This window comes from Actinomadura sp. 7K507 (assembly GCF_004348425.1).
Classification (GTDB): Bacteria; Actinomycetota; Actinomycetes; order Streptosporangiales; family Streptosporangiaceae; genus Spirillospora.
Genome location: NZ_SMKK01000115.1, coordinates 13579 through 27614 on the forward strand (window position 1 = coordinate 13579; position 14036 = coordinate 27614).

Sequence of the window (14036 nt, forward strand, 5' to 3'; positions counted from 1 at the left end):
AAATGACCGGGTGCTGCCGGTACGCACTTCGAGGGGTAACCGTGGACGCTCTCCCGCCGTTCGAGGACCGGGCCGATTTCGAGAACACCGACAAGGGGTTCGTCGGTACGGCCGCGCAAACGAAGATCAAGGACGCGGCGGGCCGGGTCGTGTGGGACCTGGACGCCTACGACTTCCTCGACGCGCCGTGCCCGGGCACGGCGAACCCGAGCCTGTGGCGGCAGTCGCAGCTGGCCGCCAAGCACGGCCTCTACCAGGTCGCCGACGGCGTCTACCAGGTCCGCGGATTCGACCTGTCGAACATCTCCTTCATCGAGGGCGACCGCGGTGTCATCGTCGTCGACCCCCTGCTGTCCACCGAATGCGCGGCGGCCGCGCTGTCGCTCTACCGCGAGCACCGCGGCGACCGCCCGGTGAGCGCGGTCCTCTACAGCCACTCGCACGCCGACCACTTCGGCGGCGTCCGCGGGGTGGTGCCCGACGGCGCCGACACCCCCGTCATCGCCCCGGCCGGGTTCCTGGAGCACGCCGTCTCCGAGAACGTCTACGCCGGAACCGCCATGAACCGGCGGGCGATCTTCATGTACGGCGCGGAGCTGCCCAGGGACGCCACCGGGCAGATCGGCGCCGGCCTCGGGCCGACGACCTCGACCGGGACGATCTCGCTGATCGAGCCGACCCTGACGGTCGGCGAGACGGGGCAGGAAGAGGTGATCGACGGCGTCCGGATCGTGTTCCAGCTGACGCCGGGCACCGAAGCGCCCGCGGAGATGAACTTCCACCTTCCCGACCGGCGCGTGCTGTGCATGGCCGAGAACGCCACCCACAATCTGCACAACGTCCTGACCCTGCGCGGTGCGCTCGTCCGCGACCCGCGCGTCTGGGCCCGCTACCTCACCGAGGCGATCGAGTTGTTCGCCGCCGATTCCGACGTGCTGTTCGCCTCGCATCACTGGCCGACGTGGGGCACGCGGGAGCTGACCACCTTCCTGGCGCAGCAGCGGGACCTGTACGCCTACCTGCACGACCAGACGCTGCGGATGCTCAACCAGGGCCACACCGGCACCGAGATCGCCGAGCTGATGCGACTGCCACCCGCCCTGGAACGGGCATGGCACACCCGCGGCTACTACGGCTCGGTCTCCCACAACGTCAAGGCCATCTACCAGCGCTACATGGGATGGTTCGACGGCAACCCCGCCCACCTGTGGGAACTGCCCCCAGAAGAGTCCGCCAGAAAGCACGTGGAGTACATGGGCGGCGCCCAGACCGTCCTGCCCAAGGCCAGAGCCGCCTTCGAGGCCGGCGAGACGCGCTGGGCCGCGCAGGTCCTCAACTACGTCGTCTTCGCCGACCCGGACGACACTGAGGCCCGCGAACTCCTCGCCCAGGTCTACGACACTCTCGGCCACGGCAGCGAGAACGGCACCTGGCGCAACTTCTACCTCCAAGGCGCCGCCGAACTCCGCGGTGACAAACCCACCAACACCCTCGACACCTCCTCCCCGGACGTCGCCATGGCCCTGAGCGTCGAGCAGGTCTTCGACTCCCTCGCCATCCGCCTCAACGGCCCCCGTGCCTGGGACACCCGCCTGACCATCGACTGGAACTTCACCGACCTCAAGGAAGAGGTCAGGCTCAGCCTCGCCAACGGCGTCCTCACCCAGACCCGCGCCCACGACGGAACACCGGCCGACCTCACCCTGACCCTGACCAAACCGCAACTGCTCCGCGTGATCACCGCCCAGACCCTCGACGGCGTCCACGCCGACGGCGACCCCCGGACGTTCACCACACTGATCGGCCTGCTCGACGACGTGGACCGCGACTTCGACATCGTCACCCCCTGACGGAGACACCCGGAGCGCGCCGAGCCGCCCACGGTCCGACCCGATAATGCGGCGGCTCCGTGGAATTGATACAAAGTCTCTGCACAATGCGGTCGATCTTGGGGCCGCCGTTTCCGCGCAGGAGAGGGGACCGTCCGCAGTGGGCGATCAACGCTGTGCCGGTTCACGGAGCGGTACCTCGAGTGACCTGGTCCGCTGCCAGAGAGGTCGTCATGGACGCTGAACGCCTGCGGTCGCTGTTCGACCTGTCGGGGAGGGTGGCGATCGTCACCGGAGGCACGCGAGGTATCGGGCGCGCGATGGCGGAAGGTTTCGTGGCCGCGGGCGCGAGCGTCGTCGTGGCCAGCCGCAAACCCGAGGCCTGCACCGAGACCGAGGCGCACCTGAAGGCGATGGGCGGATCGGCACTCGGCGTCCCGACGCACCTGGGCGACCTGGACTCACTCGACAACCTGGTGACGCGAACCATCGACACCTTCGGCAGGTTGGACATCCTCGTCAACAACGCCGCCAACCCCCTCGCCCAGCCGCTCGGCTCCCTCACCCCCGAGGCGTTCGCCAAATCCCAGGAGGTCAACGTCCGCGGACCCGTCTTCCTGGTGCAGCGAGCACTCGACCATCTCACCGAGAGCCCGTGCGCGTCGGTCGTCAACGTCATCTCCGCGGGCGCGTTCATGTTCTCGCCCTATGTGTCGATGTACGCCGCGTCCAAGGCGTCGATGATGGCCTACACCCGCTCCATGGCCGCCGAGTTCGCCTCCCGCGGCATCCGCGTCAACGCCCTGGCCCCGGGCACGGTGGACACCGACATGGTCCGCAACAACCCGCCCGAGTTCCAGACCGCCATGGAACAGGCCGCGCTCCAGCAGCGCATGGCCGACCCTGACGAAATGGTCGGCCCGGCGCTGTTCCTGGCCTCCGACGCATCGAGTTTCGTCACCGGCCAGGTCCTCATCGCCGATGGGGGACTGGTCCCACGCTGACCGCGCGCCCACACCGGCATCGGCGTCCATGCGGTCGGCGAAGACCGCGGTGATGAGGCCTTCGCCGGGAGATCACCGAGCTGGGTGAGGGCGTGAGCATGAGGCTGACGCATCGGTGAAACCACGGGGGCGGGGCGTCCGTACGGACGTCCCGACCCTGGCGGGATGACTCCGATCAGTTGCCGGTGTCGAAGAACTTCGGAGCCGCCCCCTCATTCTTCTGCAATTGCGCCAGCAGCACGTCCCGCCCTTGCATAATGTGCTCGGTCATGAGGTTGGCGGCCCTGATCGGGTCGCCGGCGGCGATCGCGTCGCGGATCATCTGGTGGAACAGGTGCGAACGCCGGCTCCTGGCCAGGTCGAAATGGCGGAACGACTGGAACACCAAAGGCACGTCGACCGTGCGGGCCAGCAGATATCCGAGCCGCTGGTGGTGAGCACTCGCGACGATCGCCGCGTGAATCTCCTCGTTCGCGTCGTGGACGGCGCGTACGCTGTCCAAGGACTCCCCGGACAGTTGATGGATCAGGCTCCCGAAGAGCTCGATGCCTCCGTCGATGCGTTCCAAGTCCTCACGGGTGGCGTTCTCGGCGGCCAGGCCGGCACCGTAAGACTCCAATTGAGCACGGAGGCCGTAAATGTCGCGGACCTCGCCGTAGGTCACGGAGCGGACGACGGCGCCGCGGTTGGGTTCGCTGCGGACCAGCCCTTCGGCCTCTAGCCGTCGCAAAGCCTCCCGTACCGGTGTCCGGGAAAGGCCGAGCTCGACCCCGAGGCGCTGTTCGACCAGGCGCGAGCCGGGCAGATAGTTACCCTCGATGATCTGCTGGCGGATCCGCTCGTACGCGAGGAGCCCGTTGCCCTTGATTCCGGTCATGGTTCCAGCACCTCCGGGGCACCTGCCGCCACGACCAGTGATCTTATCTGTTCAGCTTGCGGGAGCCTCCGGGAGCCAGTCACCACACTCACCGTCCCACACTCGCCCATTTTGCCAGTTCGCTCGAAGCGCAGTCTTACGGATGCGATGGGTGGCCTCGGTGCGAGGAAAGTCCGGGACGCACTCGGCGTACCGGGGAACCATGAAGCGGGGGAGTGCCCGACTCAGCCCGTCGAGCAGCTCGGCCTCTGTCAGACCGGCCCCCTGCCGCAGGCGGACCACGATCTTGATGTCCTGTTCGCCCAAGGGCGAGGGAACGCCAATGGCCGCACACTCGACCACCGGCTCGACATTGAGGGCGGCCGCTTCGATGTCCGCGGAGGAGATGTTCTCGCCGCGACGCCGGATGCTGTCGGTCATCCGGTCCACGAAGTAGTAGCGGCCCTCGCCGTCGCGGCGGAACGCGTCCCCTGTGTGGAACCAGCCGTTCCGCCATGCCCGCACGGTGGCCTCGGGCTTGCCGAAGTAGCCGGCGTTGAGGGTCCACGGGACGCCGGTCCGGACCATGAGTTCGCCGACCTGCCCGGTGGGAACCTCCTGGTCGTTCTCGTCGACGAGACGGACCTCGTAGTAGGGGAAGCCGTCGCGCAGCCGCCCGCAGGACCGCCAGTCCTTCACGCCGTCGGGCTGATAGAAGGGGAGGCTCGTCTCGGTCATGTTGTAGCCGGTGACGATGTCGGCTCCGAACGCGGACGTGAACTCCTCGTGCGCCTCGATGACCGGGGCCATGATCACTCGCCGTAGCGGGTTGTCGGCGTGCTCGGGTCGTTTCGCACCCAGAAGCATCTGGGGGATCGCCCCCGCCAGCAGCACCATCGTGCAGTTGTGGCGTTGGATGTCGTCCCAGAAGGCACTGAGGCTGAACTGCTGACGAAGTACCGCGCGGCCACCGAGGCGGGCCATCAGGTGGATCGTCATGCGCCCGGCCACGTGGTAGAAGGGGAACGGCACGTACTGGGCCTCGTGCTCCGCGCCGCTCTGCCACTGCTCGGGCAGGAGTGCCGAGAACTGGCCCCACGGCATCATCACTCCCTTGGGGGAGCCTGTCGTTCCCGAGGTGTAGATGATGCAGGCGATGTCGTGGCGTGCGGGCTGCTCCGCCGGCGCTGCGTCCGCGTCGGCCGCCGCGAGGTGCGCCTCCATGGTGACCACGGAACATGGGAGGGAAGCGGCCTCTGGCGGCACGTCCCCCGCGACCACGATGAGGGCCAGTTCCGCCAGGTCGGGCAGTGCCGCGAACCGATCGAGGTAGTCCGGCTCCAGGACGGCGACCCGGGCGCCGGTGTCGCGTAGCACGTAGTGCAACGCCGTACCGATGAGGTCGGTGTTGACCCCGACGTCGATCGCCCCTGCCCGTGCTGCGCCCAGCCAATGCTCGACCGCGACACTTCCGGGACGGAGCATGCTCAGCACCAGATCCTCGCGGGCGACTCCCGCGCCGGCATGCGCCGAGGCCCACCGGTTCCCGGCCTCGTGCACCTGTCCGAATGTCCTCGGGGCCCCGCCGACGGGGTCCAGGAAACCGCGCTCAGGACTGACCTGAGCCCACTCCGAGACCAGCGCCGGCAGGGTCGGCTCGTTGATCAGCTCGTAGCCGCTGGGGCCAAATTGTGTGCGATCTGGATCGTTCATCGCCTCATCCCTTGACGTTTCCCCATGACGAGGCTCATTGTTGCATACAATCATCGCCATGTGAGGAGAATCGCAGTGTTCACGAGGAAGCTCAGGCCGCTCACGGCGGCCGTCGTTCTCGGCGTGGCGGCCGTGTCCGCGTGTTCGGCTCCCGGGCAGGCGGAGCAGCCCGCGGAAGGGTTCCCCAGCGAGATCCGGATCGGCGTCCCGCTCGACACCTCCGGCCCCGTCGGCCCCGTGGTCGAGATCGGGCTCAGCGAGCGCGAGGGCATCCGTGTCGCGGCGGAGGAGATCAACGAGTCCGGCCTCCTGGGGGACTCCAAGATCGTCCTGACGGAGAGCGACACCGCCGCCAACCGTGATGAGGCGGTGAAGGCCGTGACCCAGTACGTCGACAAGGGTGTCCACGGCATCGTCGGGTTCACCCTCACCCCCTCCTTCGCCGCCGCGGCACCGGTCGCGCAGCGCACCAAGATTCCGGTGGTCGCCGTCGGACTCAGTGGCGGCGGGGTGGAAGAGACCGGTGACCTCGCGTTCCGCACGTACCCCAACGTCGCCACGACGGTCTACCCGCCGGCCGACGTGACCTTCGCGAAGGACTTCGGCGCCAAGACCGCCGGGCTGATCTACGCCAGTGACAACGACTCCTCGGTAGCGATCAACAAGGCGCGCAAGGAAGCTCTGGAGAAGGCCGGAGTCAAGGTCGTGGAGAACGTCGCGATCGGTTCCCAGGACACCGAGTTGCGAGCGGCCCTGACCAAACTCAAGGGGGCGTCTCCTGACCTCGTGGTGGCCAGCACCACTCCCGGCCAGGTCCCCGCGTTCGCCTCGCAGGCCGCCGAAGTCGGTCTCGACTCCCGCATGATCACCGTTGACGGCACGCAGACGCCGGCGACCCTCAAGGCGGCGGGTACGGAACTGCAGTGCGCCGTGTTCCAGGCGGTCTGGTCCGACATCAGCACCAAGGGGAACAACGAGCACTTCCTCAAGGAGTTCGACAAGCGCAGCGAGCGGGAGCCGGACACGTTCGCCGCGGCGTCGTACGACGGGCTGTGGGTCCTGGCGAGGGCCATGAAGGACGCCGACTCCACGCAGTCCGGCAAGGTCCGCGACGCCCTGTTGAAGATCAAGGACCACCAGGGCGCGCTGGGCACCTACGACTACACCCAGGGCACCGGCGCCCCGACCCTCAGCGGCGAGCCGATGATCATCGACGGCGGCAAGGCCAAGGCATACGAGAGCGGCCAGTCGTGCACGGCCTGACCTGCTCTGGACCGCTCCACGCCGCCGCGAGGACGGTGGCATGCAACAGTTGATCAACGGGCTCGCCCTCGGAAGCACCTACGTGCTGGTCGGCGTCGGCGTAACGCTGATCTGGGGGCTCCTGCGAATCCTGACCTTCGTCCACGTGCAGGTGCTCACCTGGGGAACCTTCGTCACGCTGTGGTTGCTGCGGACAGGGCTCCCGGTGCCGCTGGCGGTGCTGCTCGGCATGCTGTTCGGCGGCGTCGTCTATGTCGCCATCGACGCGACCGTCCTGCGCCCGCTCCGTTCGCGGAACGCCGGTGAGTTCTCCTACGTCATCGTGACGATCGGGCTGGCACTGGTCCTGGAGACCGTGCTGCGCATGCTCACCGGCGGCAGTACCGAAGCGTTCCCCCGGGACGGATTTCCCAAGGGCGCACTTCAGATCGGGTCGCTCTCGCTTCCGTGGCTCCACCTGGCCACCCTCGCGATCGGGCTCCTCTGCGTGGCCGTCCTGTCGCTGTGGCTGCACCGCAGCTCCTTCGGCCGGTCGCTCCGCGCCGTGGCCTACTCCCGGGACGACGCCGAGCTCCTCGGAATCAACTCCGGGGCCGCCTACCGTGTCGCTTTCTTCATCTCCGGGATGATCACGGTCCTGGCCGGCGTCTTCATCGCGGCGTCGACCGCGAGCCTGTCCTATTCCTCTGCCAGCCACCTGCTGCTGGTCGCGGTGGCCGTGATCATCCTGGGCGGTATGGGATCGGTGGCCGGCGCATGCGCGGGCGGCCTGATCCTCGGCGTCGTCGAGGTGATGGCCCAGGTGCACCTCTCCAGCGAGCTGCGGGACGCGATCGCCCTGCTCTTCATCCTGCTCGTCCTGGTCCTGCGGCCATCCGGTCTGATGGGCCGTGCGGAGGCGTCTCGTGTTTGATTTCCTCGGCTACTACAACTCCATCCTCATCCATCAGAGCCTGATCATCGGGCTGCTGGTCATCAGCGTCCTGATCGCGATGCAGGCGGGCCTGCTGAACCTGGCCCCCGTCGGATTCATGGCCTTCGGCGCCTATACCTCCGCCCTGCTCACCCTGGAGACAGGGATGTCCATGACGGTCGGCGCCCTCGCCGGTGCCCTGACCACGGGACTGCTCGCACTTCTCTTCGCCGTTCCGGTGCTCAGGCTCAGAGGCATCTATTTCGCCATGGGCAGCCTGGCCCTGGGACAGGCGATCGTCGTGATCATCGGTGCCGTGGATTTCACCGGGGGACAGCTGGGTCTCAACGCCGTCCCGATGGGGGTGCCGACCGTCCTGCTGGTGGTGCTGGTCGTGGTCGCCTGCGCCGCGCTGGAGATGGTCCGGCGTTCGTACGTGGGCCGCGGCCTGGCCGCGATCCGGCTCGATGAGCGCACCGCGCAGGGCCTGGGCGTCAGCGCCTACCGCTACCGCCTCGTGGCGTTCGTGATCAGTGGTGCGCTGGCGGGCACGGCCGGCGCCCTCGACGTCCACTCCAACGGCACCGTCGCGCCCTCCCAATTCGACTTCGGGTTGCTTGTCGTGATCCTCACCTATGTCCTGGTGGGTGGTGTCGGGCACTGGATCGGCCCGGTGCTGGTGACCGCCGCGGTGATCGTGCTCCGCGAGTGGGTCGGCCTGCTCGGTACCGAGGTTGAGGACATCGTCTACGGACTGCTGCTGGTCGTGACCATGGTGCTCGCTCCGCATGGACTGTCGGACCCGGCGCTGTGGCGCAAGCTCAGGTCGAAGCTCCAGGCGAAACGCGAGGCGAAGGTGGCCGCGGTATGACACTCGAACTCCACGACGTCCGCAAACGCTTCGGCGGGGTCGTCGCGTCCGACGGCGTCACGTTCCGGGTCGGTGACGGCGAGATCTTCGGCCTGATCGGCCCGAACGGCGCCGGCAAGACGACCGTGGTCAACCTGATCACGGCGTACATGCGGCCCGACGACGGGCAGATCCGGTTCGAGGACACGGAGATCACCCGGTTGAAGCCCGGGCAGTTGGCCGCCCGGGGAGTGTCGCGCACCTTCCAGAGCCTGCGGCTGTTCGAGGGCGTCACCGTCGTGGACAACGTCCTCATCGGGAGACACCGGTGGTTCAAGGGGCAGGTGCCGCTGCCGTTCCTGGGTGGGAAGTTCGAAAAGGCGCAGCGTGCGGCCGCCCTCGAATGGGCGGACTTCGTGGGACTGGGCGACGTGGCGGCCGAACCGGTCGACAACCTGCCCTACGGCCTCCGCCGGAAGGTGGAGATCGCCCGCGCGCTCGCCCTGGAGCCACGCCTGCTGCTCCTCGACGAACCGACCGCCGGGATGACCCGCACCGAGTCGGACGAGGTGGCCGGCCTGATCCGGCGCATCCGCGAGCACGGGATCACCGTGCTGCTGATCGACCACAACATCTCGCTCGTCAACCAGGTCTGTGACCGCGTCGCGGTCCTGGACTTCGGCAAGGTGATCGCCGAGGACGAACCGAAGGCCATCTGGCAGAACGAACTCGTCCGCCGCGCCTACCTCGGTGACGACGAGGAGACCATGACGGGAGCCGACTCGTGATCCTCGAACTCAAGGACGTCCGCGCCGGCTACGGCTCGCTCTCGGTCATCCGCGGAGTCTCGCTCACCGTCGAGCCCGGCCAGATCGTCACGATCCTCGGGCCCAACGGAGCCGGCAAGACCACGCTGCTGAAGTCGCTCTCCGGTTTGATCCGGCCGACCGGCGGAAGCGTGATCCTCGCCGGGAACGACATCACCCGGCTCCCCGCCCACCGGCGGGCGAGGCAAGGCCTGCTACACGTCCCGGAAGGACGGGGGATCTTCGACGACCTGACCGTCGACGACAATCTCCGGCTCGGCGGGCAGCGGCTGGATCGCTCCACCCAGGATCGGCGCGCCGGCGAGATGTACGAGATGTTCCCGGTGCTCTCCGAACGCCGCCGCTCTCGCGCCGGTCTGCTCTCCGGCGGCCAGCAGCAGATCCTCGCCGTCGCCCGCGGGCTGATGAGCCGCCCGAAGCTGCTCATGATCGACGAGCCGACGATGGGACTCGCCCCGATCATGGTCAGCGAGATCATCGCCGGGCTGCGGGGCGTCCTCGACTCGGGGACCTCGATCCTTCTCGCCGAGCAGAACGCCGCGGTCGCCACGCGGGTGGCCACGACCGTGCACGTTCTGAGCAACGGCGAACTGAGCGAGCATTCCGCCGGCGCGGGCGACGCCGACGCCATCTTCGACGCCTACCTGGCCTGACAGAACCCGCCCCCGGAAGGGACACCACAATGACCGGCTCGGACTCGGGTATCGCATGGGTGCGGATCGATGGCTCGGGCCCGCACAACCTTCTCGACGCCGGCGCGCTGTCCGCCCTCACCCGGATCCTGGCGCGGTTCGTCGACGCACCGCCCGCCGCGGTGATGCTCCACGGCGGCGAGAGCTTCAGCGCCGGGGCGGACCTGGCGGAGCTCGGGCACATGAACGCCGAGGAGTTCGCGGGGCTGCTCGACACCGAACTCGACCTGTACGAACTGGTCGAGCGGCTGCCGTGCCCCACCGTGGCGGTCGTGCGCAAATGGTGCCAAGGCAGCGGCGCCGAACTCGCCCTCGCCTGCGACATCAGGATCGCCGGCGAGTCGGCACGGTTCTGCCTGCCGGAGGTGGCGGCGGGATTCCCGGCCCCGGTGCACCGGCTGGCGCGGCTGGTTCCGCCCGGTGTGGCCACGGAGCTCGTCCTCACCGGCCGCCGGATGGGGGCAGAGGAGGCCGTGAAGGCCGGCCTCTACACGCAGGTGGTGCCCGATTCCGAGTTGGACGCGGCGGCATTTCGGCTCGCCGAGCGACTCGCGGTCCTGCCGTCGCCGGCGGCGGTCGCGACCACGAAGGAGTGGCTGCGCCAGGCCAGAGCCGGAGAACCCTTCGATCGCGACGCCCTGCGAGCCCGCGCAACGTCGATCTTCTCCGACTGGCTGGACGGCCGACGTTGACGCCCCCAAGGTCCAGGACGGAGTAACACGAATTTAGATAAAGCGCTGGCTGAGTTGTGGTGCGCCCGCCTGGCGTGATTGCGGAGCGCATTTTTTTGGTGTGGGAATGAACGTGCGCAAAATTTGGTTGAAACTTAAACAAGGCAAAAAACTTGGGTCGCATAAGAGTGTCATGGCCAGTTCCAGGAGCTCATGCGAGCACCCAGGGAATCGTCGAAGACGGGGGAGTGTGGACAACGTGTTCTCACACAAGCCAATCGAGACCGTGGCGGACGCTCAGCGACGGGCGAAGAGGAAGCTGCCCAAGGCGGTGTACACCTCCATCGTCGCCGGAAACGAGAGCGGCACGACCATCAAGTCCAACGTCGAGGCGTTCAAGCTGGTCGAGTTCGTGCCGCGGATCGGCGCTCAGGTGACACCGGAGCGGGAGATGGGCACGTCGCTCCTCGGCCAGGACATCGACCTGCCGGTCGTGATCTCGCCTGCGGGAGCGCAGGCGCTCCACCCGGAGGGTGAGGTCGCGGTGGCCAGGGCGGCCGCAAGCGCCGGCACGGCTATCGGCCATAGCAACTTCGCGCCGACACGGTTCGAGGACGTCGCCGCGGCCAACTCGAAATCGTTCGTCCAGCTCTACTGGTCCGGATCCAGGGAGCTGCTCGCCGAGCGGGTCGAGCGGTTCCGCCGCGCCGGCGCGAAGGGCTTGATACTCACCCTCGACAACGCGGGGGTCACGGCTCGCGACTGGGGAACGCCGGTCATTCCGCAGAGAATCGATCTGCCGACGCTGATCCGGTATTCCCCGATGGGCATGGGTAACCCCACATGGGTGATGCGTTTCCTCCGCAATGGGAAGCTGCCCGACCTGGGCGTACCCAACCTCCAGCACCCTGGTAAACCGGTGCCTTCGATGGTCGAGGGAATGGTCGAGTGGCTGGGGACGCCCGTCCCGACGTGGCGTGACGTCGCCTGGCTGGCGGAGGTCTGGGGAGGTCCGCTGATGGTCAAGGGCATCCTGAGCGCGGACGACGCCCGCCGGGCGGTCGATTCCGGCGCCACCGCGATCGGCGTCTCCAACCATGGAGGGAACAACCTCGACACCACCCCTTCGCCGTTGCGCTTCCTGCCCGCCGTGGTCGACGCGGTCGGAGACCAGGCCGAGATCACGTTCGACAGCGGCATCCGGCGCGGTGCGGACGTGGTGAAGGCGCTGGCGCTGGGCGCGAAGGCCGCGCTGATCGGGCGGTCCTGGTTCTTCGGGCTGGCCGCCGACGGCGAGCGCGGTGTCCGCGAGGTACTCGAGGCCTACCGGGTCAGCATCGACCGGACGCTTCTCGGACTGGGCAAGTCCTCGATCCACGAACTCACCCCGGACGATGTCATCGCGCCCAAGGGCTACTTCCTCGACACCGCCCCCGAGGTTGAGATGGCCTCCATCTGACATCTGACCACGGGCTCGACTTCCTGACCGCGGCGCGGGGCCGGGCCGCGCCGGCTCCGCGCACCGGGCCCCGCGCCCGCGGGCAGGTGGCCACGGTAGAGCCATCAGAAGGATGAACCGGGGCGGGAAGGATCATAGTTCCGCGGTGGGCACGCCGTCGTTGGCGGGCCGCAGCCGGATCCGACAGCCCGTCGCGCAGCCGTACCACCAGCGGGTGCCTGGGCGGTGATGCGCCTGGTCCGGGATGGGGTGCGGCGCGGCGGACGTTGAAGGCGATGTGACCACAGCCGAAGAACGCTTGACCGTGGCTCGCACCGCCACCCTGGAGCTCATCGCGTCGCTGAGCGGTGATTGGGACGGCGTGGTCGAGGCGTCGGCGCAGACCGGAGTGGACGACGAGCACGATCCGGAGGGCGCCACCATCGCCTTCGAACGCGCCCGGATCCAGTCGGCCATGAGCCAGGCCCGCACCCATCTGGCCGATATCGACGACGCGCTGCACCGGCTCGGCGACGGCACCTACGGCGTCTGCGAACGCTGCGGTCGTCCAGTCGGGGCAGAGCGCCTGGAAGCACGACCGACGGCCCGCACCTGCTTCACCTGCGCCAGCGCCTCCACGCGGTAGAACACCCGCGGTATCCGCTGGAGGACCGGCTAGACCGGACGGGCCGACCGGACCGGCTGCGCAAGCCCCCCTCCTGACCGCGGTCGATCGGTGAGCGCGGGTGGTGTTCGGCAGGTCGGCCAAGCCCCGGAAGGTGCATGGTTTCGGGACTTGCGGGCGTGGCCCCGAGCCGCTGGCCGTACTCTGGTCGGCGATGGGAACACGAGGGGTGGAGGGCGCGTATCAGGGTGCGCTTCGGGCGTTCCAGAACCCGATGCTCGATCTGCTCCATCGGACGTATGCGCCGTTCGTGGTGACGGTGCTGGCGATGATGTTCACGCCGGAGCGGCCGGCGGTGGCGGTGGCGGACGCCCATGCGGAGATCGCCGACGCCCTCGACCAGTTGCGGGCCGCGGGCTACGGCGACGATGGAGACCAGCCCATGCCCGCGGGGAACGCCCGTGACCTGTGCAGGCAGTGGGTGCACGCGGGCTGGCTGGTGCGGCAGGTCTCCGACGGCGTCGAGGTGTACCGGCTGTCGGCACACGGCGTCGGTGCGCTCGAAGTGGCCGGCCGGGTCGGCGGGGCACGGACCAGGGTGTCGGAGTCCCGGGTCCGGACGCTGCTGGAGGCGGTCGAGCGGCTCGCGCAGGACGCGGACCCGGACGTGATGGCCCGGATGGCGCGCCTCCAGACGGAGATCGATCAGCGCCGGCGGGAACTCGACCGGCTCGAACGGGGCGGCGCCGTCGAGACCGTCGACGACGACCAGTTGCTCGAGGCGGCCGAGAACGTGCTGCATCTGGCACGGGAGCTGCCCGCCGACTTCGCCCGCGTCGCCGAATCGATCAAAGCCATGCAGCGGGACGTCGTCGCCGACCTGCGGCAGGACGTGCGGCCGACCGGGGAGGTGCTGCGCGAGTACCTGGAGCGCGGCCGGCAGATCATGGACGCGACACCGGAGGGCCGCGCGTTCGCCGGGGCGCTGCGCCTGATCGGCGACCCGGCGCAGATCGACGACCTGTGGAATCTGCTGCGCACCGTCCTGCGGCACGGGTTCACCGCGCTGATGCCGGAAACGCAACGGCGGGAACTCGCCGAGGTCGCTCGCCGGATCGAGCAGGGCGTCAAGGAGGTGCTGGCCGCGCAGCGGCAGGCGTCGCACGTCATCACCACCCAGGTGCGCAACCACGACCCGATGCGCGACCGCCAGGTGGACGAGCTGCTGCGGGACGTGATGTCCGGGTTCCACACCTGGGTGCCCGGGTCGCGCCACGGCGCGGCCGTCGCCCCGCTGCGCCGCCTGCCGGTGGCCGACGTCGGGCATCTGCGGCAGAACATGAGCGACACCCGCC

Annotated in this window: 13 protein-coding genes; 11 read left to right on the forward strand and 2 right to left on the reverse strand. The window is 68.6% G+C overall.

The genetic code is table 11. From position 1 onward, the window contains the following. Positions 1-2 precede the first annotated feature (2 nt). Together E1285_RS24770 and E1285_RS24775 are read left to right on the forward strand one after the other, a co-directional pair. Positions 3-1850 carry an alkyl sulfatase dimerization domain-containing protein gene (locus E1285_RS24770; protein WP_132156039.1) on the forward strand — a complete coding sequence of 616 codons (1848 nt, stop codon included), beginning with the start codon at positions 3-5 and terminating at the stop codon, positions 1848-1850. A 212-nt stretch (positions 1851-2062) separates the two neighbouring features. After that, positions 2063-2833, forward strand: coding sequence for a glucose 1-dehydrogenase (locus E1285_RS24775; protein ID WP_132156041.1), 771 nt, complete (start codon positions 2063-2065; stop codon positions 2831-2833). A gap of 175 nt (positions 2834-3008) precedes the next feature. On the opposite strand, the gene E1285_RS24780 is transcribed toward E1285_RS24775, so the two are convergent. Together E1285_RS24780 and E1285_RS24785 are read right to left on the reverse strand one after the other, a co-directional pair. Then, a complete protein-coding gene (locus E1285_RS24780) occupies positions 3009-3710 on the reverse strand; it encodes a GntR family transcriptional regulator (protein WP_132156043.1) in 702 nt (233 codons plus the stop codon). 51 nt (positions 3711-3761) lie between these two features. Continuing rightward, positions 3762-5402, reverse strand: coding sequence for an AMP-binding protein (locus tag E1285_RS24785; RefSeq protein ID WP_165966745.1), 1641 nt, complete (start codon positions 5400-5402; stop codon positions 3762-3764). Positions 5403-5477: 75 nt separating this feature from the next. On the opposite strand from E1285_RS24785, the gene E1285_RS24790 reads away from it, so the two are divergent. From E1285_RS24790 to E1285_RS24830, 9 genes are all read left to right on the forward strand, one after another. After that, positions 5478-6665 (forward strand): ABC transporter substrate-binding protein, encoded by a 1188-nt coding sequence (locus E1285_RS24790; protein WP_165966746.1) that lies wholly within the window; start codon positions 5478-5480, stop codon positions 6663-6665. Positions 6666-6705: 40 nt separating this feature from the next. Next, positions 6706-7578 (forward strand): branched-chain amino acid ABC transporter permease, encoded by an 873-nt coding sequence (locus tag E1285_RS24795; protein ID WP_132156049.1) that lies wholly within the window; start codon positions 6706-6708, stop codon positions 7576-7578. Next, complete coding sequence (locus tag E1285_RS24800) at positions 7571-8449, forward strand: branched-chain amino acid ABC transporter permease (RefSeq protein ID WP_165966747.1); 879 nt, start codon at positions 7571-7573, stop codon at positions 8447-8449. Before E1285_RS24795 ends, E1285_RS24800 begins: the two co-directional genes overlap by 8 nt. Next, on the forward strand, positions 8446-9216 hold the full coding sequence (locus tag E1285_RS24805) for an ABC transporter ATP-binding protein (protein ID WP_132156053.1): 771 nt from the start codon (positions 8446-8448) through the stop codon (positions 9214-9216). The genes E1285_RS24800 and E1285_RS24805 overlap by 4 nt, the downstream gene beginning before the upstream one ends. Continuing rightward, on the forward strand, positions 9213-9908 hold the full coding sequence (locus E1285_RS24810) for an ABC transporter ATP-binding protein (RefSeq protein ID WP_132156055.1): 696 nt from the start codon (positions 9213-9215) through the stop codon (positions 9906-9908). Before E1285_RS24805 ends, E1285_RS24810 begins: the two co-directional genes overlap by 4 nt. 29 nt (positions 9909-9937) lie before the next feature. Further along, a complete protein-coding gene (locus E1285_RS24815) occupies positions 9938-10639 on the forward strand; it encodes an enoyl-CoA hydratase/isomerase family protein (RefSeq protein ID WP_132156057.1) in 702 nt (233 codons plus the stop codon). Positions 10640-10745: 106 nt separating this feature from the next. Then, positions 10746-12077: a pre-mycofactocin synthase MftD gene (gene mftD / locus E1285_RS24820; RefSeq protein ID WP_243723024.1), complete on the forward strand. Its 1332-nt coding sequence runs from the start codon at positions 10746-10748 to the stop codon at positions 12075-12077. Positions 12078-12381: 304 nt separating this feature from the next. After that, positions 12382-12702, forward strand: coding sequence for a TraR/DksA C4-type zinc finger protein (locus tag E1285_RS47580; protein WP_243723025.1), 321 nt, complete (start codon positions 12382-12384; stop codon positions 12700-12702). Between the two features lie 193 nt (positions 12703-12895). Then, positions 12896-14036: DUF3375 domain-containing protein (locus E1285_RS24830; RefSeq protein ID WP_132156061.1), on the forward strand; the 1141-nt coding region annotated here is incomplete at its 3' end.

What these genes read in the sequence shown, in the direction of transcription:
- E1285_RS24770 (WP_132156039.1), top strand. Translation starts at nt 3, where the DNA reads ATGACCGGGTGCTGCCGGTACGCACTTCGAGGGGTAACCGTGGACGCT.
- E1285_RS24775 (WP_132156041.1), top strand. Translation starts at nt 2,063, where the DNA reads ATGGACGCTGAACGCCTGCGGTCGCTGTTCGACCTGTCGGGGAGGGTG.
- E1285_RS24780 (WP_132156043.1), bottom strand. Translation starts at nt 3,710, where the DNA reads ATGACCGGAATCAAGGGCAACGGGCTCCTCGCGTACGAGCGGATCCGC.
- E1285_RS24785 (WP_165966745.1), bottom strand. Translation starts at nt 5,402, where the DNA reads ATGAACGATCCAGATCGCACACAATTTGGCCCCAGCGGCTACGAGCTG.
- E1285_RS24795 (WP_132156049.1), top strand. Translation starts at nt 6,706, where the DNA reads ATGCAACAGTTGATCAACGGGCTCGCCCTCGGAAGCACCTACGTGCTG.
- E1285_RS24805 (WP_132156053.1), top strand. Translation starts at nt 8,446, where the DNA reads ATGACACTCGAACTCCACGACGTCCGCAAACGCTTCGGCGGGGTCGTC.
- E1285_RS24815 (WP_132156057.1), top strand. Translation starts at nt 9,938, where the DNA reads ATGACCGGCTCGGACTCGGGTATCGCATGGGTGCGGATCGATGGCTCG.
- mftD (WP_243723024.1), top strand. Translation starts at nt 10,746, where the DNA reads ATGAACGTGCGCAAAATTTGGTTGAAACTTAAACAAGGCAAAAAACTT.